Origin of the sequence: Streptomyces abyssomicinicus (assembly GCF_008974245.1) — a bacterium.
GTDB lineage: Bacteria > Actinomycetota > Actinomycetes > Streptomycetales > Streptomycetaceae > Streptomyces > Streptomyces abyssomicinicus.
The window spans coordinates 920,937-941,557 of sequence record NZ_BBZI01000006.1; the positions used below are offsets into that span (position 1 = coordinate 920,937).

Genomic DNA, 20,621 nt, shown 5'->3' on the forward strand with positions numbered 1-20,621 from the left:
CCGTCGGGGCGGCACGGGACGGTACGGGCGTCACCGCGGCGTGGTGTCCTGCGAAGACCCGTTACGCTCGGTTCGCATGAGTGACAAGCACTTCAGCGAGCACTTCGAGACGCTGGCGATCCACGCGGGCAACACCGCCGATCCCCTGACCGGTGCCGTGGTCCCGCCCATCTACCAGGTCTCCACGTACAAGCAGGACGGCGTCGGCGGTCTGCGCGGCGGCTACGAGTACAGCCGCAGCGCCAACCCCACGCGCACCGCCCTGGAGGAGAACCTCGCCGCCCTGGAGGGCGGCCGCCGGGGTCTCGCCTTCGCCTCCGGCCTCGCCGCCGAGGACTGCCTGCTGCGCACCCTGCTCGCGCCGGGCGACCACGTGGTCATCCCCAACGACGCCTACGGCGGCACGTTCCGTCTCTTCGCCAAGGTCGTCTCCCGCTGGGGCGTGGAGTGGTCCGTCGCGGACAGCGGCGACCCGGACGCCCTGCGCGCAGCGATGACCCCTAAGACCAAGGCGGTCTGGGTGGAGACCCCCTCCAACCCGCTCCTCGGCATCACCGACATCGCCGCCGCCGCGCAGATCGCGCACGACGGCGGGGCCCGCCTGGTCGTCGACAACACCTTCGCCACGCCGTACCTCCAGCAGCCGCTGGCGCTCGGCGCGGACGTGGTGGTGCACTCGCTCACCAAGTACATGGGCGGCCACTCCGACGTGGTCGGCGGCGCCCTGATCACCGCGGACCAGGCGCTCGGCGAGGAGCTCGCCTACCACCAGAACGCCATGGGCGCGGTGGCCGGCCCGTTCGACTCCTGGCTGGTGCTGCGCGGCACCAAGACGCTGGCGGTGCGGATGGACCGTCACTCGGAGAACGCCGCGAAGGTCGTCGACATGCTCAGCCGTCACCCCAAGGTGACGAAGGTGCTCTACCCGGGTCTGCCGGAGCACCCCGGGCACGAGGTCGCCGCCAAGCAGATGAGGGCGTTCGGCGGCATGGTGTCGTTCCAGGTGGCGGGCGGCGAGGAGGCGGCGGTGGCGGTCTGCGACCGTGCCAAGGTCTTCACGCTGGGCGAGTCGCTGGGCGGCGTCGAGTCCCTGATCGAGCACCCGGGCCGCATGACCCACGCCTCCGCGGCGGGTTCCGCGCTGGAGGTCCCGGCGGACCTGGTGCGCCTCTCCGTGGGCATCGAGAACGCCGACGACCTCGTCGAGGACCTGCGCCAGGCCCTCGGCTAGTCACCTCGTGGGGCCGGCCTCACCGCGGGCCGGCCCTCCGGGCGTCGCGCCGGGCGGCACTCCGGGCGGTGCGCCGGTGGTGCGCCGGGCGGCGCGCCCGCCCGGGCGTCCCTCCCCCGGCCGGGCCGTCAGGAGTCCGACGGCACGTCGGAGGACTCGGCGGAGGAACGGCCGCCCGACTGCATCATCCGGTCGGAGAACGCGTCGTTCATCCGCGTCAGCAGCGCGCAGAACACGTGGCGTTCCTCCTCCGTCCAGTCGTCGGTCAGCTCCGCCATCAGCTGGCGGCGCGACTCCCGGACCTCCTCCAGCCGGCCCCGGCCGCGGGCCGACAGATCGAGCACCACCGCACGGCCGTCCTCGGGGTGCGAGGTCCGCCGGACCAGCCCGGCCTCGACCAGCGGGGCGACCTGGCGGGTCACCGTGGAGGAGTCGATGCCCATCCCGGCGGCCAGCGCCTTGACGCCCATCGGGCCTTCCTGTTCGAGCCGGTTGAGAAGCAGGTACGCCGCACGGTCCATGGAGTCGCGCAGCCGTCCGACGGCACCGAGCCGGGTCTGCTCGGCACGGCGCGCGAACAGTGCCATCTGGTACTGGAGCGCTTCGAGAAGACCGTCGTCGTCGGGGGTCGTCACGTCCATCGACTCCGTCGAGAGGTCGGGTGCAGTGGGCATGGCCGGAAGCTCACTTCGATCTGGGCCGGTGATGGGGGACAGGCTACGCGGACTGGCACCGGCACGTAACGACCCTGTGGAAAACCCGTGTGCACATGTGCTCCCAGCCGCGCGGGGTCCCTGGGGGCACGGGGCACGGGCACGGGGGGGCGGCCCGCCGGTTTTCCACAGGACGGGTGGCGAAAGGCTCCGCCTGCGAGACTGAGCACATGAACCACCGCACGACCGCGGCTCTGCAGCCCGTCACGCTCGACGACGTGCGCGGCGCCCAGAAAATGCTGTCCGGCATCGCGCGGGTCACCGGCATGGAGGGCAGCAGGTACCTGTCCCGGCTGGTGGGCGCCCCGGTGCACCTGAAATGCGAGAACCTCCAGCGCACCGGTTCGTTCAAGCTGCGGGGCGCCTACATCCGCATCGCCGGCCTGCTGCCGGAGGAGCGGGCGGCCGGTGTGGTCGCCGCCAGCGCGGGCAACCACGCGCAGGGCGTCGCGCTGGCCGCCTCGCTGCTCGGCGTGAGGGCGACGGTCTTCATGCCGAAGGGCGCGCCCCTGCCGAAGATCAGCGCCACCCGGGAGTACGGCGCGGAGGTCATACTCCACGGCCAGGTGGTCGACGAGACCATGGCCGCGGCGACGGCGTACGCCGAGGAGACCGGCGCCGTCTTCATCCACCCCTTCGACCACCCCGACGTGATCATCGGGCAGGGCACGGTCGGCCTGGAGATCCTGGAGCAGTGCCCCGAGGTGCGGACGATCGTGGTCGGCATGGGCGGAGGAGGACTCGCCGCCGGGGTGGCGGTGGCGGTGAAGTCGCTCCGGCCGGACGTGCGGATCGTCGGCGTCCAGGCGGAGGGCGCGGCCGCCTATCCGCCCTCCCTGGCGGCGGGCCACCCGGTGGCGGTGCCCCGGCCGGTGACGATGGCCGACGGCATCAAGGTGGGCAAGCCCGGCCAGGTGCCGTTCGCGCTGGTCAGCGACCTGGTCGACGAGGTGCGTACGGTCGGCGAGGACCAGCTGTCGGCCGCGCTCCTGCACTGCCTGGAGCGGGCCAAGCTGGTGGTCGAGCCGGCCGGGGCCAGCCCGGTGGCGGCCCTCCTCGCCGACCCCGGCGCGTTCCGCGGGCCGGTGGTCGCGGTGCTCTCCGGCGGCAACGTGGACCCGGTCCTCCTCCAGGGCGTCCTGCGGCACGGCATGTCGGTGCAGGGCCGCTACTTCGCCGTCCGGGTGCGCCTGAACGACCGCCCGGGCTCCCTGGCGACGCTGCTGTCCGTCCTCTCCGAGATGGACGTCAACGTCCTGGACGTCAGTCACCGCCGTACCGCTCCCCACCTGGGCCCCGCGGAGGCCGAGGTGGAGGTCCACCTCGAGACCAAGGGCCCCGAACACTGCGCCGAGGTGAACCGCGCCCTGCGCGCGGCGGGCTACACGACAGCGGACTGACCGGACACCGGCCCGAACCGGACACCGGCCGGACCAGGGCCTCCAGAACCAGGCCCTCAGAACCAGGTCCTCGCCCGGGGCGGGAGGCCAAGATCGCCCCCACGTTGGCCTCACCCCCACCCCGTCTGGTTCGCTGGTGGCATGGAATTCATCTGGGTGCTCTTCGCCGTCGCCTTCCTCGGCTTCGTCGTGGCGTCGATCTACCGCCGCAGGAACGCCGCCGGCGGCATCGCGCTGGCCCGCCCCGGCGACCCCGACGCGGCGGACCCGGCGGCGTACGGCTTCCTCCGCCAGGAGAACCTGGACGTCCGGCTGCCCGGCCCGGACCAGGACCTGGTGGACGTGCTGGACCTGGTGCAGCGCACCGAGGAGCACCGGGCGGCCTCCCAGCTGCTGGCCGGCACCGAGACGGAGGGCGAGCGGCGCTGGCAGCGGGTGCAGGCCTTCGCCGGCGCGGCCTCCCTGGAGCTGGCCCGCAAGCCGGCCGGCGACCCCACCCGGACCCCGGGCGGCCAGTGGCTGCGCGTCTGGCGGACCGAGCAGCCCAAGGACCCGGGCGGCGCGGCCGTGCACGCGGAGTTCCTGGTCCAGCAGGCGTGGCGCACCGCGACCCCCGGCAGCGACGAGTTCCGGATCATCATGGAGGAGGCGAAGGAGGCCTGCGGCCGGGCCGCCCTCCTCGCCCCCGGCGACCCGGTCCCGTACATCACGGAGCTGTCGGTGGCGCGCGGTCTGGGCTACTCCCGCGAGGAGTTCGAGCAGCTCTGGCTGAAGCTGCTGGACCGCGCCCCGCACCACATGGGCGCCCACCTCGCCGCGCTGCACTACTGGTGCGAGAAGTGGTACGGCTCCCGTGAGCTCGCCTACTCCTTCGCCGAGGCGGCCGCCGCCCGTGCGCCCCAGGGCTCCCTGCTCTCCGCGCTCCCGCTGTTCGCGGTCTTCGAGCACCTCCAGGACCTCACCCTGGTGGCCAACCTCTACGAGAGCGAGGTCGTCACCAAGGCGATGCACGGCGCGCTGTACGCCGCCGGCCAGGCCCGCGCCGAGGACGCGGTGCTGCCGCACGTGCGCCACCTGCTGATCTGGTTCCTGGTCAACTCCTCCCGCTGGTCGGAGGCGATGGGCCAGCTGATCCACGTGGACGGGCACGTGGGCGCGCTGCCGTGGACGCTGAGCCAGGACCCGGCGGCCGAGTACGCCGTCTACCGTGCCCTCGCCGTGGCCGGCTTCGAGGCCAACGGCGGCAGCCCGGCGTCACTGCTGCGCTGACCAGGCGTTACCCCAGGGCCTCCGCCCTCGGTCATCCGGAGTCCGCCGCCCCGAACACCTTTGCGGTTCGGGGCGGCGGTGCGTCATAATCCGCTTCCCCCACAAACGGCCCCGGGCCGCGCCTTGTCATGCCCTTTTCCTTCTCCGCTTTCCTTCTCCGCCCCGTCGTTCCCGTCGCTCCGCCCTGTCGCCCCCCGTTGCCCTCTTTCCGTGATGTGTAGGGAAGCTCCATGAGTTCCACGCTGCGGGCCGTACGTGCCCTGATCCTGCTCGCGGGATTCCAGCTGCTCAGTCTTGTCCTGCTCGGTGTCCTGGCGGCCGTCGACTGGGCCGCCGTCCACGCCCCGAGCAGCGTCACCAGCAAGGTCTGGCTGGTCTCCGTCGTGCTCGCCGTCCCCGTGATCCGGGGCATGTTCATGCTCCGGCTGCCGAAGCTCGAGGAGCCCCCGGGCGTCCCGCTCACCGAGGAGGCCGAGCCCCGCCTGTGGGCCGTGGTCCGCGAACTGGCCGAGGCCGCCGGGACGCGCGCGCCCGACACCATCATCCTCACCGCCGACGTCAACGCGTCCGTGATGGAGCACCCCCGCCTCGGCGGCCTGCTTCCCGGCCGCCGCAGCCTCAGCATCGGCCTGCCGCTGCTCACCGGCCTGAGCGAGGCCCAGTTCCGCTCCGTCCTCGCCCACGAGTACGGCCACTACGTCGGCGGCGACACCCGCCTCGGCCCGGTCGTCGCCCGTGGCCGCCGGCAGATCCAGCGCACCATCGCCCACTTCCACGAGAAGGCCGACAAGAAGGTCGCCCAGGAGCGCGCCGAGCAGGAGAAGAAGTCCGCCCGCCGGGTCGCCAAGGGCAAGAAGGCCAAGGAGATCGACACCACCGGCGCCGGCGCCACCTACCGGGCCATGGCGAAGATCTACACCTGGTACGGCAAGTTCTTCCTGCGCGCCTCGCTGTCGACCGGCCGAGGCCAGGAGCTCGCCGCCGACCGCAACGCCGCGCGCCTGGCCGGCCGGGACGCCACCGCCTCCGCCCTGCGCGAGATCCCGGTCCTCGCCAACGCCTACGACTTCTACCTGGAGTGCTACGCCACCCTGGGTCTCGACGCCCGCACCATGCCGCCGCAGGGCGCCTTCTTCGGCGGGTTCGGCGACATGCTGAGCGCCCGCGAACTCCAGCTCGCCGAGATGCGGGCCGAGCTCCCCGAGCCGGAGCGCTCCCCCTACGACTCGCACCCGCCGATCGCCGAACGCGTCCGAGCCGTCGAGTCCCTGCCGGACGACGGCCGCGCCGACGACGGCCGCGGCGCCGCCCTGGACATCCTCGGCGACGCGCGCGGCGCGGCCGCCGCGCTGGAGCCGGCCGTCCTGGCCGACGAACTCCTCGGCTTCCGCCGCGCCGCGGACTGGTCCGACGTCCTCGACTCCGGCATGGCCGCGCGCCTCTCGGAGCTGGACACCCCGCTGCACCGGGCCCTGGCCTTCTACACCAAGGAGGCCCCGACCCTGCCCGCCCTGCTCCAGGTGATCGACGAGGGCCACCTCTGGCAGCTCGCCCGCCGCCTCCCCCTCTCCGACGAGGCGTCCGCCGCGCAGGGCCGCGCCTTCCGCGAGTTCGTCCGCTCGCCGCTGGAAGGCATCCTGCGCACCTGGGTGATCTCCGAACTGAGCAACCAGGGGCTGCTGAGCTGGGAGTTCTCCTGGTCCGAGTCGGCCACTGTGATCCTCCCCGGTGACCCGGAGACCGCGGCCGACGCCCTCGACGCGGCCGTCACCGCCGCGCTCGCCGACCTCCCCGACACCGCCCCGCTGCGCGCCCTCCTCCCGCCGGCGCCTGCCGGGAACGGCACGGGCACCGGCACCGACATCGAAAGCGTGTGATGACCGTACTGCTCTGGATCCTCGGGATCCTCGCCCTTCCCGTGGTCGGCTTCGGCCTGTGGCTCGGCGGCGTCTTCGTCAAGGAATTCATCAAGCACGACCCCTCCGCCGCCGACGAGAACGAAGGTGCGGAGGCGGCCGCGAAGCTCGGGCTGCTCCCCGCCAGTCGCCTCGACCTGGACCGGCCCGGCGCCGCGGACCCCGCCGCCGAGGCCGTCCTGCAGTCCGTCCGCGGCGGTGACTGGGAGGCCGGCGCCCGGTTCCTGGCCGAGGCCGGCCGGGACTGGGAGGAGCGCGGCCGCCGGGTGAGCATCCTCGGCCACGAAGCCGCCAAGGAGGACGCCTGGCTGCTGGCCTGGCGCGCCGCCCGCCCCGGGGACGCGGACGCCGCGCTGGTCAACGCCGACTCGATGATCTACCTGGCCTGGGACATCCGGGGCAGCATGCAGGCCAAGAACACCACCCGCGAGCAGTTCGACGGCTTCCACCGGGTGCTCGCGCAGGCCCGCGAGGCGTGCGCCGGGGCCCAGGCGCTGGGCGGCGACGATCCCAACCCGTACGTGGTGGAGATGCCGCTGGCGATGGGTCTCGGCTACTCCCACAAGGACTTCAACGAGCTGTGGGACCAGGCCGTCCGGCGCGCCCCGCACCACCTCGGCGCCCACCAGTCCGCGCTCCAGTACTGGTGCGCCAAGTGGCGCGGCTCGCACGAACTGGCCCTCTCCTTCGCCCGGGAGGCCGCGGCCAAGGGCGCCCCGGGCCAGCTGCTGACGCTGGTCCTGCTGGAGGCCCACTTCGAGTTCGAGTTCGCCCACGACGACCTCGACGAGGACGAGTACTACAAGCGCCCCGAGCTGATGAAGGCGGTCGACGCGGCGCTCCTGGACCTCGCCGCCGCCGCTGCCGAGGCCGGCGACCCGAAGGCCCGGCGTCTGCTGCCGATGCGGCACATGCTCGCGTACATGCTGTACTGGCAGGACCGGTACGAGGCCGCGATCGAGCAGTTCAAGCTGATCGACGGCCACATCGGCACCTCCCCGTGGACCTACCTGGCCGGCAAGCCGCGCTTCGCCGAGCGGTACACCGCCATCCGGGACTTCGCGGCCGGACGCGTCCTGGAGGCGGCGGAGACGGGGACCGGGACCGGGACCGCCTGACCCGGCTGGTGCCGCAGCGCGGCCCCGCCCTCCCGGCGTGTACCAGGGGGCGGGGCCGTCCGCCGTCGCCCCGCTTCCGCGGCCGGGCGGGAGGAGGAATCCGCGGCCCGCCCCGTGCGTTGTAGAAGCGAACACCACGGCGGGCCGCCCGCCCGCCCACCCCACCCCACCCGACCCGGGAGGACCCCATGCTCTTCGGCCGCACGACGCCCGTGATGGTCACCGCCGACCAGGCCCTGCCCGGCCGCGCCGCGCCGGTCCTCACGCCCCAGGCCGCCGGGGCCCACACCGTCCTCGGCACCCCGCTGCTGGACCACCCCGAGGGCATGGCGACGGCCGACTTCGCCCTGGGCTGTTTCTGGGGCGCCGAGCGCAAGTTCTGGCAGCTCCCGGGGGTGTGGACCACCCTCGTCGGCTACCAGGGCGGCTTCACCGAGAACCCCACCTACGAGGAGGTCTGCTCGGGCCTCACCGGTCACACGGAGACCGTCCGCGTCGTGTACGACCCCGACGTCCTCTCCTACGAGGACCTCCTGAAGACCTTCTGGGAGGCCCACGACCCCACCCAGGGACACCGCCAGGGCAACGACGTCGGCACCCAGTACCGCTCCGCGGTCTTCACCCACACCCCGGCGCAGGCCCAGGCCGCCGAGGCGTCCCGCGCCGCCTATCAGCGGGTCCTCGCCGACGCCGGCTACGGCGCGATCACCACGGAGATCGAACCGGCCGCCGGCCACCCCTTCCACCCGGCCGAGCTGTACCACCAGCAGTACCTCTCCGACGCCAAGAACCCCAACGGCTACTGCGGCATCGGCGGCACGGGCCTGTCCTGCCCGGTGGGCGTCGCCCCCGCGCCGGACACGGCGGGCTGACACCGCGGCCCCCTCCTCCGCCGCACCCGGCCGAGCGGCGCCGGAGGAAGGGCGGCGCCGGAGGAGGGACCACCGGAGGAGGGGCGGCACCGGAGGCGCAGGAAGGCGGTTCCGGTCACCAGGCGGCGGACCGGACCGGACCGGCTGGGGTCAGTAGCCCCGTCCCACCGGCACCGCCAGCGCCGGAATCCCGCCCTCGGCGACCGCCCGCCAGGAGGCCGTGAGGTCGGCGACCACGTCCTCGTCCATGGTGGGGCCGGAGGTGTGGGAGGTCAGGACGGTGCGGGGCAGGCGCCAGGCCAGGTGACCGGGGGCCGCCGGTTCGTCGGGGAGGACGTCGAGCACGGCGGAGCGGACGTGGCCCGCGTGCAGCGCGGCCTCCAGCGCCGCGAGGTCGGCGGTGGCTCCGCGGCCGATGTTGACGAAGGTCGCGCCGCGCAGGGCGCCCAGGCGGCGGGGGCCGAAGAAGTCGCGGGTCGCGGGGGTCAGGGGGAGGACGTCGATCACCCAGCGGGCCTCGGGGAGCAGCGCGTCGGCCTCGTCCGCCGTCGCGCGGCCCGCCTCCACGACACGGATGCCCGCGCCGCGCAGGTACCGGGCCACGCGGGAGCCGATCTGTCCGGCCCCGTAGACGAGGGCCAGCTGACCGGCCGCCAGTTCGGTGTCGCGGCGCGCCCACTGCGCTCGGTCGTGGGCGGCGAGGAAGTCGGGGACGCGCTGGCACTCCGACAGGACCCAGCCCAGCACGTACTGGGCCATCCGCTCGCCCATCCGCCCGACCGTGCGGGTGAGCAGCACCTCGGCGGGCCAGTCGCCGTCCCGCAGCAGTGCGTCCACTCCGGCCCTGACGCTGTGGAACCAGACCAGGCGCTCCCCCGGGGTGAAGGAGGGGCGGCGTCCGCCGACCCGGATCACGGGGGTTCCGGGGGCGGGGGCGGGGGCGGAGGCCGGCAGGACCGGGCGTCCGAGAGCCGCCGCGAGCGCCTGCCGCAGGCCGTCCGAGAGTTCGTCGTCGGCCACCACGACCGCCGCGTCCAGATCCTCCGCCGCCGGTACGTCCGTCGGTTCCCTCATCCGTGCCTCCCAGGTGTTCCCACGTTGCCACCACGCCGGGCCGGAGCCCTGCCGCGTGCCCGGGCCGGAGCCCTGCCGCGTGCCCGGCCGGGCCCGGATCCCGGGACCGGCCCGGCCCGGATCCCGGGACCGGCCGCGCCCTGAATCGCGGCGTCCGCCCGCCACTCGACCGCCGGACGCCCGTCACTTCGAGGTACCGGCGCGTTACCTGCCGCTCCCTACCGTCGTGAGCATGACCAGGGAAACGCGTAGCCGACCCCTCACAGCCACGACCGTACTGGTGATCAGCGCAGCGCTCACCGCGGGGGCGACCGCGCCCTCGGCCACCGGTGCCGAGCGGGTGTCGCCCACCCGGCTCCACGCGGTCTCCGCCGGCCCCGGCGGCACCGTGGTCCGGCAGTCCTTCGACGGCACCGCCCTGCCGGCCGGCTGGAAGCCGGTCAGCGGCACCTGGAAGGTGGAGAACGGCCGCCTCGTCGGCACCGGCGGCTCCCGCGCCCGGATCACCTTCGGCGCGCCCCTCACCGACTTCCGCTTCGAGGCCACCGCCCGGTTCGAGAAGGTGGCCGAGCCCACCCGCTGGTTCGCCCTCGGGCTCGACGTCCCGGCGAGCGGGGCCACCCCGTGGTGGATAGCCACCCTGCGCTCCGGCTCCACCGCCTCCAACGGCGTGGAGTTCGCGCAGCGCACGCCGGCCGACACCTGGAACGTCACCGACACCGCCGCCGCCGTGGGCGCGGCCGGCACCGGCAAGGACGTGCGGGTGCGGGTGGACGTCCACGGCAGCAGGGCGGACTGGTACCTCGACGGGCGGAAGGTGCTGGGCACCGGCGCGCTGCGCCGCTCCGCGGACGGCCGGCAGGCGCTGCTGGTGGACGGCGCGACCGTGTCGTTCGACGACGTCAGGGTCACCGCCCTCGCCCCGGCCAACCCGTACCTGCGGGCCGCCACCGGTGAGGCACTGGTGGTGGCGCACCGCGGTGCGTCGGCCGCGGCGCCGGAGAACACGCTGGCGGCGCAGGAGCTGGCGCGCCGGGCGGGCGCGGACCTCATCGAGACGGACGGGCAGATCAGCAAGGACGGCGTCCCGTACGTCATGCACGACAGCACGGTGGACCGCACCACCGACGGGACAGGCGACCTCACCACGCTGACCTCCGCGCAGCTGGACGCGCTGGACGCCGGGTCCTGGTTCTCCCCCGGGTACGCCGGTGAGCGCGTGCCCACCCTGCGGGCGCAGGGCGCCGACCTCAAGGCGCGGGGCGGCAGGCTGCTGCTGGAGATCAAGCGGGCGGCGTCCAAGGACCAGGTGGCCCGGATGCTCGATGCGCTCCGCGCGGCGGGGGTCCTGACCCCGGACCGGGTCTTCGTGCAGAGCTTCAGCAAGCAGCACCTGATCTGGGCGCGCGAGCTGGCGCCCGGCCTGCCGCGCGGCTACCTGACGTCCACGCTGGACGCCGACCCGGTGGGGGTCGTCCAGGAACTGGGCCTCACCGCCTACAACCCGAGCGCCACGGCGCTGGCCACCCGGCCGTCCGTGGTCGCCGACCTGCACCGGGCGGGGGTGGCGACCATGGTGTGGACGGTGGACCAGCCGGCGCAGTGGAAGACGCTGGAGTCGCTGGGCGTGGACGCGATCATCACCAACCGCCCGGCGGAGCTGGCGGCCTGGCAGGCGTCGCAGGGCTGACGCGGCCCGCGGAGAGGGCGGGGCCCCGGCGTGTCGACACGCCGGGGCCCCGGCCGGTGCGCCCGGCCATGCCGGACGGACCGTCAGATGGTGGCCGTGTCGATGACGAAGCGGTAGCGGACGTCGGAGGCGACGACCCGCTCGTAGGCCTCGTTGACGCGGTCGGCGGAGATCAGCTCGATCTCCGCGCCCAGGCCGTGCTCGGCGCAGAAGTCCAGCATCTCCTGGGTCTCCGCGATGCCGCCGATCATGGAGCCGGCCAGGTTCTTCCCGCCGCCGATCAGGGAGAAGAGCCCGATCGAGACGGGGTGCTCGGGGGCGCCCACGTTGACCAGGGTGCCGCCGGCCTTCAGCAGGCCGAGGTAGGCGTTGAAGTCGACATTGGCGGAGACCGTGGAGACGATCAGGTCGAAGGAGCCGGCCAGCTCCTCGAAGGTGCGGGGGTCGGCCGTCGCGAAGTAGTGGTCGGCGCCCAGCTTGAGGCCGTCCTCCTTCTTGCGCAGCGACTGCGACAGCACCGTCACCTCGGCGCCCATGGCGTGGGCGATCTTGACGGCCATGTGGCCGAGGCCGCCCAGGCCGACGACGGCGACCTTCTTGCCGGGGCCCGCGCCCCACTTCTTCAGCGGGGAGTACGTGGTGATGCCGGCGCAGAGCAGCGGGGCGGCGACGTCCAGGGAGAGGCCGTCGGGGATGCGCACGGTGTAGTTCTCGTCGACGACGATGTGCGTGGAGTAGCCGCCCTGGGTGATCTCGCCGTCTCGGCCCACGGCACCGTAGGTGCCGACGTTGCCCTTGAGGCAGTACTGCTCCCGGCCGGCCAGGCACTGCTCGCACTCGCGGCAGGAGTCGACCATGCAGCCGACGCCGACACGGTCGCCGGCCTTGAACCTGGTCACTCCGGCGCCGACCTCGGTGACGACACCGGCTATCTCGTGGCCGGGGGTCAGCGGGAAGTGGGTCCGGCCCCACTCCTCGCGGACGGTGTGGATGTCGGAGTGGCAGATACCGGCGTACTTGATGTCGATCAGGACGTCGTGCTCACCGACCTCCCGGCGCTCGACGGTGGTGCGCTCCAGGGGAGCCTTGGCGGCGGGGGCGGCGTAGGCGGCGACAGAAGTCATGCCGGGTGGTTCTCCGGTTTTCTCTGGTGTTCGGGTGTTCGGGTGTGCGTTCCGGGCGCGGGACGCGCCCCGCACGACCGGTGCACTGTGCAACGTCCTCGGTGAGGCGTTATATGCCCGTCTGCCCGGCGCGCGCGGTCACCAACGCGTCCTGGGGCTTCCGCAGGGCCCTGGGCCGCCCGAATGCTTTCCATTGGGCGGAAAGGTCGTATCGCGGCGCGTGTGACCGAGGACACCCTCGTGCGACCACACGTGGGAACCGTTCTGCAGGTCTCTCTCTCCGCGAGCCGTGTTTCGGAGGCATCCATGACCACACCCACCTCGCTGTCCCGTGCGGCGCACCCGCCGGGCACCCGGTCCACCGGCCGTGCCGGAGGAAACCGGGGCGGCGCCGGTACCAGCGGCGGCCGCAAGGCCGCGCTGGCCGCGTTCCTGGGCAGCATGCTCGAGTACTACGACTTCTTCATCTACGGGTCGGCCGCCGCCCTGGTGTTCCCCGAGCTGTTCTTCCCCTCGGAGAACGCGGCCGTGGGCGTCGTCTCGGCCCTCGCCACCTTCGGCGTCGGCTACGTCGCGCGGCCGGTCGGCGGGGTCGTGCTCGGGCACTTCGGCGACAAGGTCGGCCGGAAGAAGATCATGATCGTCACGCTGCTCATGATGGGCGCCTCCAGTCTCGCCGTCGGGTTGCTGCCGACGTACGAGCAGGTGGGCATCGTGGCGCCGGTCCTGCTCGTGCTCGCCCGCCTCGGCCAGGGGCTCTCCGCCGGTGGTGAGGCGGCGGGGGCCAGCACCCTGACGCTGGAGCACTCCCCCGAGGGGCGCAGGGGCTTCTTCACCAGTTTCGCGATGTCCGGCACGATGGCCGGGATCGTGCTGGCCAACTTCGTGTTCATCCCGGTGGCGGCCCTCCCGGAGGACCAGCTGATGTCATGGGGCTGGCGGGTGCCGTTCTGGTTCAGCATCGTCATGATCGTGCTCGCCTACGTCGTCCGCAGGCGGCTGGACGAGACCCCCGTCTTCGAGGCGGAGGCGGCCGAGGACGACCTCGCGCCCCTCCCCCTGGCGGTCCTCTTCCGCACCCAGTGGGCCGATGTGCTCAAGGTCCTGTTCGCCTCGCTCTTCGCGGTGTTCCAGACCGTGTTCATGGTGTTCGGCCTGGCGTACGCCACCTCGGAGGAGGTCGGGCTGGAGCGGGAGACCATGCTGTGGGTGTCCGTGGTCGCCAACGCGGTGGCGGTGGTGGTGGTGCCCGCGGTGGCCGCGCTCTCCGACCGGGTCGGGCGACGGCCCGTGTGGATCACGGCGGCCGTCAGCTGCTCGGTCCTGGTCTGCGGGTACTTCTGGGCGATCTCGACGGGCGACGTCCTGTTGGTGTTCGTGTTCGCGGTGCTGCTCAACGGCATCGCCTACTCGGGCATGAACGGCCTGTGGCCCGCGTACTTCTCCGAACTCTTCGCCGCCCGCGTCCGCTACTCCGGTTTCGCGACCGGCAGTCAGTTCGGCTTCCTCCTGGCGGGGTTCGCACCGGCCATCGGCTTCGCGCTCATGGGGGACGGCGTCGACGCCTGGGTCCCGGTCGCGGTCTTCGCCGCCGTGTGCGGCGCGGTGTCCGCGCTCGCCGTCCTGGTGGCGCGCGAGACCCACAAGGTCCCCCTGGCCGAGCTCGGGAAGCCGGCTCCGCGCCGCTGAACGAGCCCGCCGGCGCGGCCCCGCTCCCACCCCGTACGAAAGGAACCGGCATGCCGGTCTTCGCGGTCACCTACACCTACACCGACGACACCGCAGGACGTGACGAGCACCGCCCCGCCCACAAGGAGTACCTGGGCGGGCTCGGCGATCAGGGGATCAACCTCTGCTCCGGGCCGTTCGGTGCCGACGAGCCGCCCGGCGCCCTGCTGCTGATCCGCGCCGCGTCCCGTGAGGAGGCGCTCGCGCACACCGAGGACGATCCGTTCCGGCTGCGCGGGCTGGTCGCCGACGTCACCGCGCGGGAGTGGACACCCATGCTCGGGCGCCTCGCCGAGCAGATCTGACCCGGCCCGCGCCCGCCTGCCCGGTCACCGCGAACGCCGTGTTCGCGGTGACCGGGCAGGCCCGCGCCCCGCGGCCCCGCGTCGGTCGGGGCGGGCGCGCTCAGGTACACACGGGGGGAACTCCGAAGCCGGAACGGAAGGTGATCGTCCATGGCCAGGTCGAACTCGGGCGAGTCGGTCCTCACGCGCGCGATGCGGATCCTGCGGCTGTTCACGCCCGGCTCCCCCACGCTCACCGTCTCGGAGATCTCCCGCAACGCCGGCCTCCCGGTGGCCACGGCCCACCGGATGGTCAACGAACTCGTCGCGCTCGGAGCGCTCGAGCGGACCGAGGGACGACGCGTGCGCATGGGGTACCAGCTGTGGGAGCTGGCCTCCCGCTCGTCGCGCGCCCTCGGGCTGCGGGAGGCGGCGATGCCCTTCATGGAGGACCTCCAGGCGGTGGTGAAGCACCACACCCAGATCGGGGTGCTGGAGGGCGACGACGTGCTCTACCTCGAACGTCTCTCCGCGCGCGGCGCCGTCCGCAACATCACCAGGATCGCCGGCCGGCTCCCCGTCCACGCGACCTCCGCGGGTCTGGTGCTGCTCGCGCACAGCCCGGCCGAGTTCCAGGAGGAGGTGCTGTCGCGGCCGCTGGAGCGGTACACCGACCGGACGGTCCCCGATCCCGCCCGGCTCCGCTCACTGCTGGCACAGGTGCGCCGTGAGGGCTTCGTCGTCGCGGCACGGATGATCAGCGAGGCGGGCACCGGCGTCGCCGCCCCGGTCCGGGACGCCGACGGGAAGGTGGTGGCGGCGCTGTCGGTCGTGATCCCCGCCTCGGACCCCAACCCCCGCACGCTGGTCCCCGCGCTGCTGGCGGCGAGCCGCGGCATCACGCGTTCCATGGGCGCACGCGACCCGGGCGCCGACGTGCTCCGCGGCCACGGCCCGAAGCCACGTTCCCATTGAGCGGAAGGCGCGTTGTGGGCCGCCTCGGCCGCGCTGCACGCTGAGCGCACCGCCGGCCCAGGGACGGTTCGGCGGGCCCACCACCTCTCCTGACGAGTGCTCTCCCCGCCCGCACCGCGCGAGGAGGCCGCCACCCACGGCGTCGAGCGTCACCGACGTCGTCGACCGGGACCGGCTCGGCGGACACCACCGGCCGCGGCACCCCGGCACCCGTCCGGTCGTGGGACCAGCGAACGAAGGAACACACGCATGAACGCTGATGGGCAGCGCACGGGACGGGTTGCCGGAAAGGTCGCGATCGTCACCGGAGGCAGCGGTGACCTGGGCGCCGCCGTCGTCCGTATGCTCCACACGCACGGCGCCACGGTCGCCAGTTTCGACCGGTCGGCGCCCGCCGAGGACCGGGGCACCGACGCCGTGGCCGACTGGACCCTGGACATCACCGACGCCGCCCAGGTCGAGAACGCGGTGCGGCAGGTGACCGAGCGGTTCGGCGCACCCGACGTCCTGGTCAACGCGGCCGGGATCCTGGGACGTCCGGCCCCGTCGCACGAGTCGACCGAGGACGAGTTCGACGCGGTCTTCGGCGTCAACGTCAAGGGCACCTGGCTGGCGACCAAGTACGTCGTGCCGTCCATGATCGAGCGCGGCGGCGGCAGCATCGTGAACTTCTCCTCGATCCACGGCCTCACGGGCGGCGGCAACGTGCCGCTCTACCACGCCTCCAAGGGCGCGGTCCGGCTGCTGACCAAGGCGGACGCCGTCGTCTACGGCCCGTACGGGATCCGCGTCAACTCCGTCCACCCCGGCTCCATGGCCACCAGGATGAGCCGCTCCTCCGCGGAGCGCAGCCCGCTGGGCGCCGAGGAGTACTACCGGCAGCTGGTCTCGGGGAACCCGATCGCCCGCCAGGGCGAACCGGAGGAGATCGCCTACGCGGTGCTCTACCTGGCCTCCGACGAGTCGTCGTTCACCACGGGCACCGAGCTCGTGGTCGACGGCGGCTACACCGCCCACTGAGCTCCGCACCCGAGTCGAGCAAGCCCGTACCCGAGAGAAGGTGGACTGATATGAGCAAGCAGACCTACGAGTGCGACGTGCTCGTCATCGGCTCCGGCGCCGCCGGGGTCTCGGCCGCGCTGAAGGCGAAGCAGCAGGGCCTGGACGTGCTGGTCGTCGACAAGGAGCCGTACCTGGGCGGCACCACCGCCGTCTCCGGCGGCTGGCTGTGGGTTCCCGGCAACCGGCAGGGCGTCGCCGAGGGCGACACCCGGGAGGAGGCCGAGACCTACATCAGGACGCTGGCGGGCGACTCCTACGACCCCGAGGCGGTCGGGTCCTTCCTCGACCTGGTGCCCGAGGCACTGGACTTCTTCGAGAACGAGGCCGGCGTCGAGTTCCACTACCCGGAGACGGCGCCGGACTACCAGATGGACACCCCGGGCGCGCGGAGGTCGGGCCGGGCCCTGACGGTGAGCAGGGCCGGTGGCCGGATGCTCGGGAAGAACCGGCTGCGGGTCCAGCCCTACCTGTACACGTACACCGTGTTCGGCTACATGCCGGAGATCGGACCGGACATCGCCACGTTCATCAAGGCGAACCGCTCCCTCAAGGCGTTCCTCCACGTCCAGCGGCGGGTGATAAGGACCTGGGTGGAGCGGCTGCTCTTCCGCCGGGCGTTCACCCGCACCAACGGCAACGCGCTGATGACCCGCATGCTGGCGAGCGCCGGCGACATGGGCATCCCCCTGTGGACCGACGCCAGGGTCACCGAGATCCTCAAAGGCGACGACGGTGTGGTGAACGGCGCCGTGCTCACCGGCGCGCGTCCGGGTGCCGTGCGCGCCAGGTACGGCGTGGTCGTCGCGGCCGGCGGCTTCTCCGGCAACGCCATGCTGCGCACCCGGACCTTCCGGCACGACCCGCGGGGCGACGACCACTTCACGCCCACCATCGGCCACCAGGGCGACAGCTACTTCCTGGCCGAGCGGCACGGCGGTGTGCTCGACACCCGGCCGCACCAGCCGGCGTCCTGGGGCCCGGTCACGGTCTGGAAGAACCTGCGCGGGCAGGACCGCGTCTTCCCGCACCTGCGCGCGTTCGGCCTGCCCGGCCTGATCGCGGTCAACCGCAAGGGCGAGCGGTTCGCCAACGAGTCGTTCTCCTACCACGACTTCGGCGTGGAGATGATCAAGGAGAACGCGGAAGAGCGCGACACCTTCGGGTGGATCATCGCCGACCGGAAGGCCATGCGCACCTACGGCATCGGCTACGCCAAGCCCTGGCCGCTGCCCACCTGGTACTACAAGAAGGTCGGCTACCTCGTCGAGGGCTCCTCGGTGCAGGACCTGGCCGACAGGATCGACGTGCCGGCCACCGCCCTGGAGCGCACCCTGGCCGAGTTCAACGCCGACGCGGCCGAGGGACGCGACGGGAGGTTCCAGCGTGGTTCGAACTGGTTCCACCACTTCAAGGGCGACATGGAGCACAAGCCCAACCCGAACCTCGCCCCCATCGACAAGGCGCCCTACTACGCCGTGAAGATCCAGATGGGCGACCTGGGCACCTACGCCGGGCTGACGGTGAACGGCCGCTCGGAGGTCGTCACGGCGGAGGGCGAGGCGGTGCCCGGCCTCTACGCCGTCGGCACCGCGGCCGTCAGCGTCTTCGGGGGCGGCTACCCGGGATACGGGGCCAACATCGGCCCGGCCATGGTCTTCGGCTACCAGGTCGGCAGGGACATCGCCCGGCACGCCGCGGAGCGCGCCGGCCGCCGGGCCGTCCCCGCGTCCGCACGGGCCGCCGGGCGGGCGGGGTGACCGGCCACCGGGCCGGCCACCGGGCCGGCGACTGAGGCGGCGACCGGGCCGTACCGCGACGTCACGCACCCCGCGGCAGGCCGCGGTCCCGCCGGGATCCCGGCGGGGCCGCGGCCGGTCGGCTCCGGCGTCAGGACGGCACGAGGGCACCCTTGCGGAGGGTGACCAGCCGCGGGGCCTGCCGGGCCAGGTGGGAGTCGTGGGTGACCATGACGAAGGTCAGCCCGTGCTCCTTGCAGCGGGTCTCCAGCACGTCCATGATCTCGTCCCGCGTGGACTCGTCCAGGTTGCCCGTGGGCTCGTCCGCGAGCAGCACCTTCGGCTCCTTGACCAGCGCCCGCGCGATCGCCACCCGCTGCTGCTGGCCGCCGGACAGTTCACCCGGGACGTGTCCCCGCCGCTCCCCGAGTCCCACCGAGGCGAGGGCCTCGGCGGCCCGTTCGCGCCGCTCCCTGGGCTTCACGCCCAGCGGGACCAGGGCGGTCTCGACGTTCTCCTGCGCGGTGAGGGTCGGGATGAGGTTGAAGCTCTGGAAGACGAAGCCGATCTTCTCGCTGCGGACCTTCGTCAGGCGGGCCTCGGAGAGCTGGGCGAGGTCCACGCCGTCGAGCAGCACGCTGCCGGAGGTGGGCCGGTCAAGGCCGCCGAGCATCTGGAGGAGGGTCGACTTGCCGCCGCCCGTCGGGCCCTGGATGACCAGGCGGTCGCCGTCGGCGATGGTGAGGTCGACCCCGGCCAGCGCGTCGACGACGCCCTTGCCCCGGGTGTAGCGGCGGGTGACGCCGGTGAGTTCGTACATGGTGTCGTTGCTCCTGCGGAGAGGGGAGGGAGGGCGGCCGGTCAGGCGACCCGGGCGAGGGCGTCGGCGGGGCGCAGCCGCGAGGCGCGCCACCCTCCGAAGGCCCCGGCGATCAGGCCGCCCGCGACGGCGAGGCCGACCGCCAGCGCGATCACGGAGAGGCTCACCGGGGCGGTGAGGGCCACGTCGAGCGTCGTGGAGGCCGCCTGGCGCGCCCCGCCGCCCATGCCGCCGCCACCCGGGCCGCCCATGCCGCCACCCATGCCGCCGCCGGGACCGCCGCCCATGGCCGCGCCCGCGCCACCGCCGCCGCCCAGCTGCGCGGAGAGCGACGGGCCGAACGCGGTGATCGCCCACGCGCCGGCGAGCCCGAGCGCGATGCCCAGCGCGCCGCCCAGCAGACCGGTCACCACGGCCTCGCCGACCACCTGTCCGGTGACCCGGCGCGAACGCCAGCCCAGCGCCTTGAGGGTGCCGAACTCGCGGACCCGGCGGGAGACCGCGGACGAGGTCAGCAGGCCGGCGACCAGGAACGCCGCCGCCAGGACCACCACGGACAGCCAGCGGCCGACCGTGACGGCCAGGCCGGAGGCGGTGGACAGGGACCCGGAGACGGTGTCGGCGAGGTCCTCGGACGTGGTCACGGTGGCGTCCGGAACCGCCTCGAGCACCGCCGACTTCACGGCGTCGAGCTGCTGCGCGTCGTCCGCCTGGACGTAGACGGTGGTGATCTTGTCCTTGGCGTCGGCGAGGGTCTGGGCCTGGGCGAGCGGCAGGTAGACGTCGGCGGTGGCGTCACCGCTGGCCGCCGTGGCCAGGCCCACGATCTCGAAGTCGGTCCCGCCGGCCGAGACCGTGTCGCCGGTCTTCAGCTCCTGCTCCTTGGCGTAGGCGCTGTCCACCACGGCCACCTTCGCCGAGGTCTCGGACTCCTCGAAGCCGCGCCCGTCGGTGATCTCGGAGGAGGTCAGCGGGCCCAGGGCGGGCCGGGTGACGTCCGTGCCGTAGACGGAGAAGCTGTCGATGGAGAAGTCGGCGCCGCCGCCGCGCACCTCGCCGCCGGCGCCGCCGCCCGGACGGCCGCCGCCCTCGCCCTGCTGGAACTGGCCGGGCGTGAACTCGCCGTCCACCTTGACCACGTTGAGGCTGAGGCCGCCGACCGCGGCGGCCACGCCGTCCGCCTTGCCCACCGTGGTGACGGTGGCGGAGTCGAGGGTCTGGAAGCCCTGCACCATCACGCGGTCGCTGCTCTGCTTCTCGCCCTCCTCGCCCTCCTCCCCGTCCTCGCCCTGCTGGGCGTCGAACTGGAAGCGCGGCCGGCGTTCGCCCTCCTCGCCCTCGGCGGGCGGCTCCGGGGCCTTGGTGACGGTCATGTCCGTGCCGAGGCCGTAGAGCGACTCCAGTACCTGGGCCTGGGCCTTGCCCATGCCCGAGGAGACGGCGTTGACGACGATGACGAGGGCGATGCCGAGCGCCAGACCCGAGGCGACGACCAGCGCCGCCTTTCTCCGGCGGCGCAGTTCGCGGCGCAAGTAGGTGAAGAACATGCGCGGCACGCTAGGTCGGCGCGCTGGCAATCCTCGGTGCGTTGTGTGAGAGAAACCGGAGA

17 protein-coding genes are annotated in these 20,621 nt (G+C 73.3%); 12 read left to right on the forward strand and 5 right to left on the reverse strand.

Annotation, left to right across the window (positions count from 1 at the left end; translation table 11 throughout):
* Window positions 1–76: 76 nt before the first annotated feature.
* Entirely contained in the window at window positions 77–1,231 is a 1,155-nt protein-coding gene (locus GBN72_RS11465) for a cystathionine gamma-synthase (RefSeq protein ID WP_151771594.1), read from the forward strand.
* A 128-nt stretch (window positions 1,232–1,359) separates the two neighbouring features.
* Here the strand turns inward: GBN72_RS11465 and GBN72_RS11470 are convergent, their stop codons facing one another.
* A complete protein-coding gene (locus tag GBN72_RS11470) occupies window positions 1,360–1,905 on the reverse strand; it encodes a MarR family winged helix-turn-helix transcriptional regulator (RefSeq protein ID WP_246212423.1) in 546 nt (181 codons plus the stop codon).
* Between the two features lie 209 nt (window positions 1,906–2,114).
* On the opposite strand from GBN72_RS11470, the gene ilvA reads away from it, so the two are divergent.
* The 5 genes from ilvA to msrA all read left to right on the forward strand — a co-directional run bounded on the left by ilvA (window position 2,115) and on the right by msrA (window position 8,519).
* Window positions 2,115–3,344 carry a threonine ammonia-lyase gene (ilvA, locus tag GBN72_RS11475; protein ID WP_151771595.1) on the forward strand — a complete coding sequence of 410 codons (1,230 nt, stop codon included), beginning with the start codon at window positions 2,115–2,117 and terminating at the stop codon, window positions 3,342–3,344.
* 141 nt (window positions 3,345–3,485) lie between these two features.
* Window positions 3,486–4,613, forward strand: coding sequence for a hypothetical protein (locus GBN72_RS11480; RefSeq protein ID WP_151771596.1), 1,128 nt, complete (start codon window positions 3,486–3,488; stop codon window positions 4,611–4,613).
* Window positions 4,614–4,843: 230 nt separating this feature from the next.
* Window positions 4,844–6,490, forward strand: coding sequence for a M48 family metallopeptidase (locus GBN72_RS11485; RefSeq protein ID WP_151771597.1), 1,647 nt, complete (start codon window positions 4,844–4,846; stop codon window positions 6,488–6,490).
* The gene (locus tag GBN72_RS34075) at window positions 6,490–7,647 is read left to right on the forward strand and encodes a hypothetical protein (protein WP_164540564.1); all 1,158 of its coding nucleotides are present in this window, start codon (window positions 6,490–6,492) and stop codon (window positions 7,645–7,647) included. The genes GBN72_RS11485 and GBN72_RS34075 overlap by 1 nt, the downstream gene beginning before the upstream one ends.
* A gap of 188 nt (window positions 7,648–7,835) precedes the next feature.
* Window positions 7,836–8,519 carry a peptide-methionine (S)-S-oxide reductase MsrA gene (msrA, locus tag GBN72_RS11495; protein ID WP_151771598.1) on the forward strand — a complete coding sequence of 228 codons (684 nt, stop codon included), beginning with the start codon at window positions 7,836–7,838 and terminating at the stop codon, window positions 8,517–8,519.
* Between the two features lie 150 nt (window positions 8,520–8,669).
* Here the strand turns inward: msrA and GBN72_RS11500 are convergent, their stop codons facing one another.
* The gene (locus tag GBN72_RS11500) at window positions 8,670–9,593 is read right to left on the reverse strand and encodes an NAD(P)-dependent oxidoreductase (protein ID WP_151771599.1); all 924 of its coding nucleotides are present in this window, start codon (window positions 9,591–9,593) and stop codon (window positions 8,670–8,672) included.
* Between the two features lie 280 nt (window positions 9,594–9,873).
* On the opposite strand from GBN72_RS11500, the gene GBN72_RS11505 reads away from it, so the two are divergent.
* The gene (locus GBN72_RS11505; RefSeq protein WP_246212424.1) at window positions 9,874–11,283 is read left to right on the forward strand and encodes a glycerophosphodiester phosphodiesterase family protein; all 1,410 of its coding nucleotides are present in this window, start codon (window positions 9,874–9,876) and stop codon (window positions 11,281–11,283) included.
* Between the two features lie 83 nt (window positions 11,284–11,366).
* On the opposite strand, the gene GBN72_RS11510 is transcribed toward GBN72_RS11505, so the two are convergent.
* A complete protein-coding gene (locus GBN72_RS11510; protein ID WP_151771601.1) occupies window positions 11,367–12,407 on the reverse strand; it encodes an NAD(P)-dependent alcohol dehydrogenase in 1,041 nt (346 codons plus the stop codon).
* A 306-nt stretch (window positions 12,408–12,713) separates the two neighbouring features.
* On the opposite strand from GBN72_RS11510, the gene GBN72_RS11515 reads away from it, so the two are divergent.
* From GBN72_RS11515 to chcC2, 5 genes are all read left to right on the forward strand, one after another.
* Window positions 12,714–14,096 (forward strand): MFS transporter, encoded by a 1,383-nt coding sequence (locus tag GBN72_RS11515; RefSeq protein ID WP_151771602.1) that lies wholly within the window; start codon window positions 12,714–12,716, stop codon window positions 14,094–14,096.
* A gap of 50 nt (window positions 14,097–14,146) precedes the next feature.
* Entirely contained in the window at window positions 14,147–14,440 is a 294-nt protein-coding gene (locus GBN72_RS11520) for a YciI family protein (RefSeq protein WP_151771603.1), read from the forward strand.
* Between the two features lie 150 nt (window positions 14,441–14,590).
* Window positions 14,591–15,394 (forward strand): IclR family transcriptional regulator, encoded by an 804-nt coding sequence (locus GBN72_RS11525; protein ID WP_151771604.1) that lies wholly within the window; start codon window positions 14,591–14,593, stop codon window positions 15,392–15,394.
* Between the two features lie 249 nt (window positions 15,395–15,643).
* Complete coding sequence (locus tag GBN72_RS11530) at window positions 15,644–16,414, forward strand: SDR family NAD(P)-dependent oxidoreductase (RefSeq protein WP_151771605.1); 771 nt, start codon at window positions 15,644–15,646, stop codon at window positions 16,412–16,414.
* Window positions 16,415–16,464: 50 nt separating this feature from the next.
* The gene (gene chcC2, locus GBN72_RS11535) at window positions 16,465–18,213 is read left to right on the forward strand and encodes a 4-oxocyclohex-2-ene-1-carboxylate 5-dehydrogenase (RefSeq protein WP_151771606.1); all 1,749 of its coding nucleotides are present in this window, start codon (window positions 16,465–16,467) and stop codon (window positions 18,211–18,213) included.
* Window positions 18,214–18,343: 130 nt separating this feature from the next.
* On the opposite strand, the gene GBN72_RS11540 is transcribed toward chcC2, so the two are convergent.
* Together GBN72_RS11540 and GBN72_RS11545 are read right to left on the reverse strand one after the other, a co-directional pair.
* Window positions 18,344–19,012: an ABC transporter ATP-binding protein gene (locus GBN72_RS11540; RefSeq protein ID WP_151771607.1), complete on the reverse strand. Its 669-nt coding sequence runs from the start codon at window positions 19,010–19,012 to the stop codon at window positions 18,344–18,346.
* 41 nt (window positions 19,013–19,053) lie between these two features.
* Entirely contained in the window at window positions 19,054–20,559 is a 1,506-nt protein-coding gene (locus GBN72_RS11545) for an ABC transporter permease (RefSeq protein ID WP_151771608.1), read from the reverse strand.
* Window positions 20,560–20,621 lie beyond the last annotated feature (62 nt).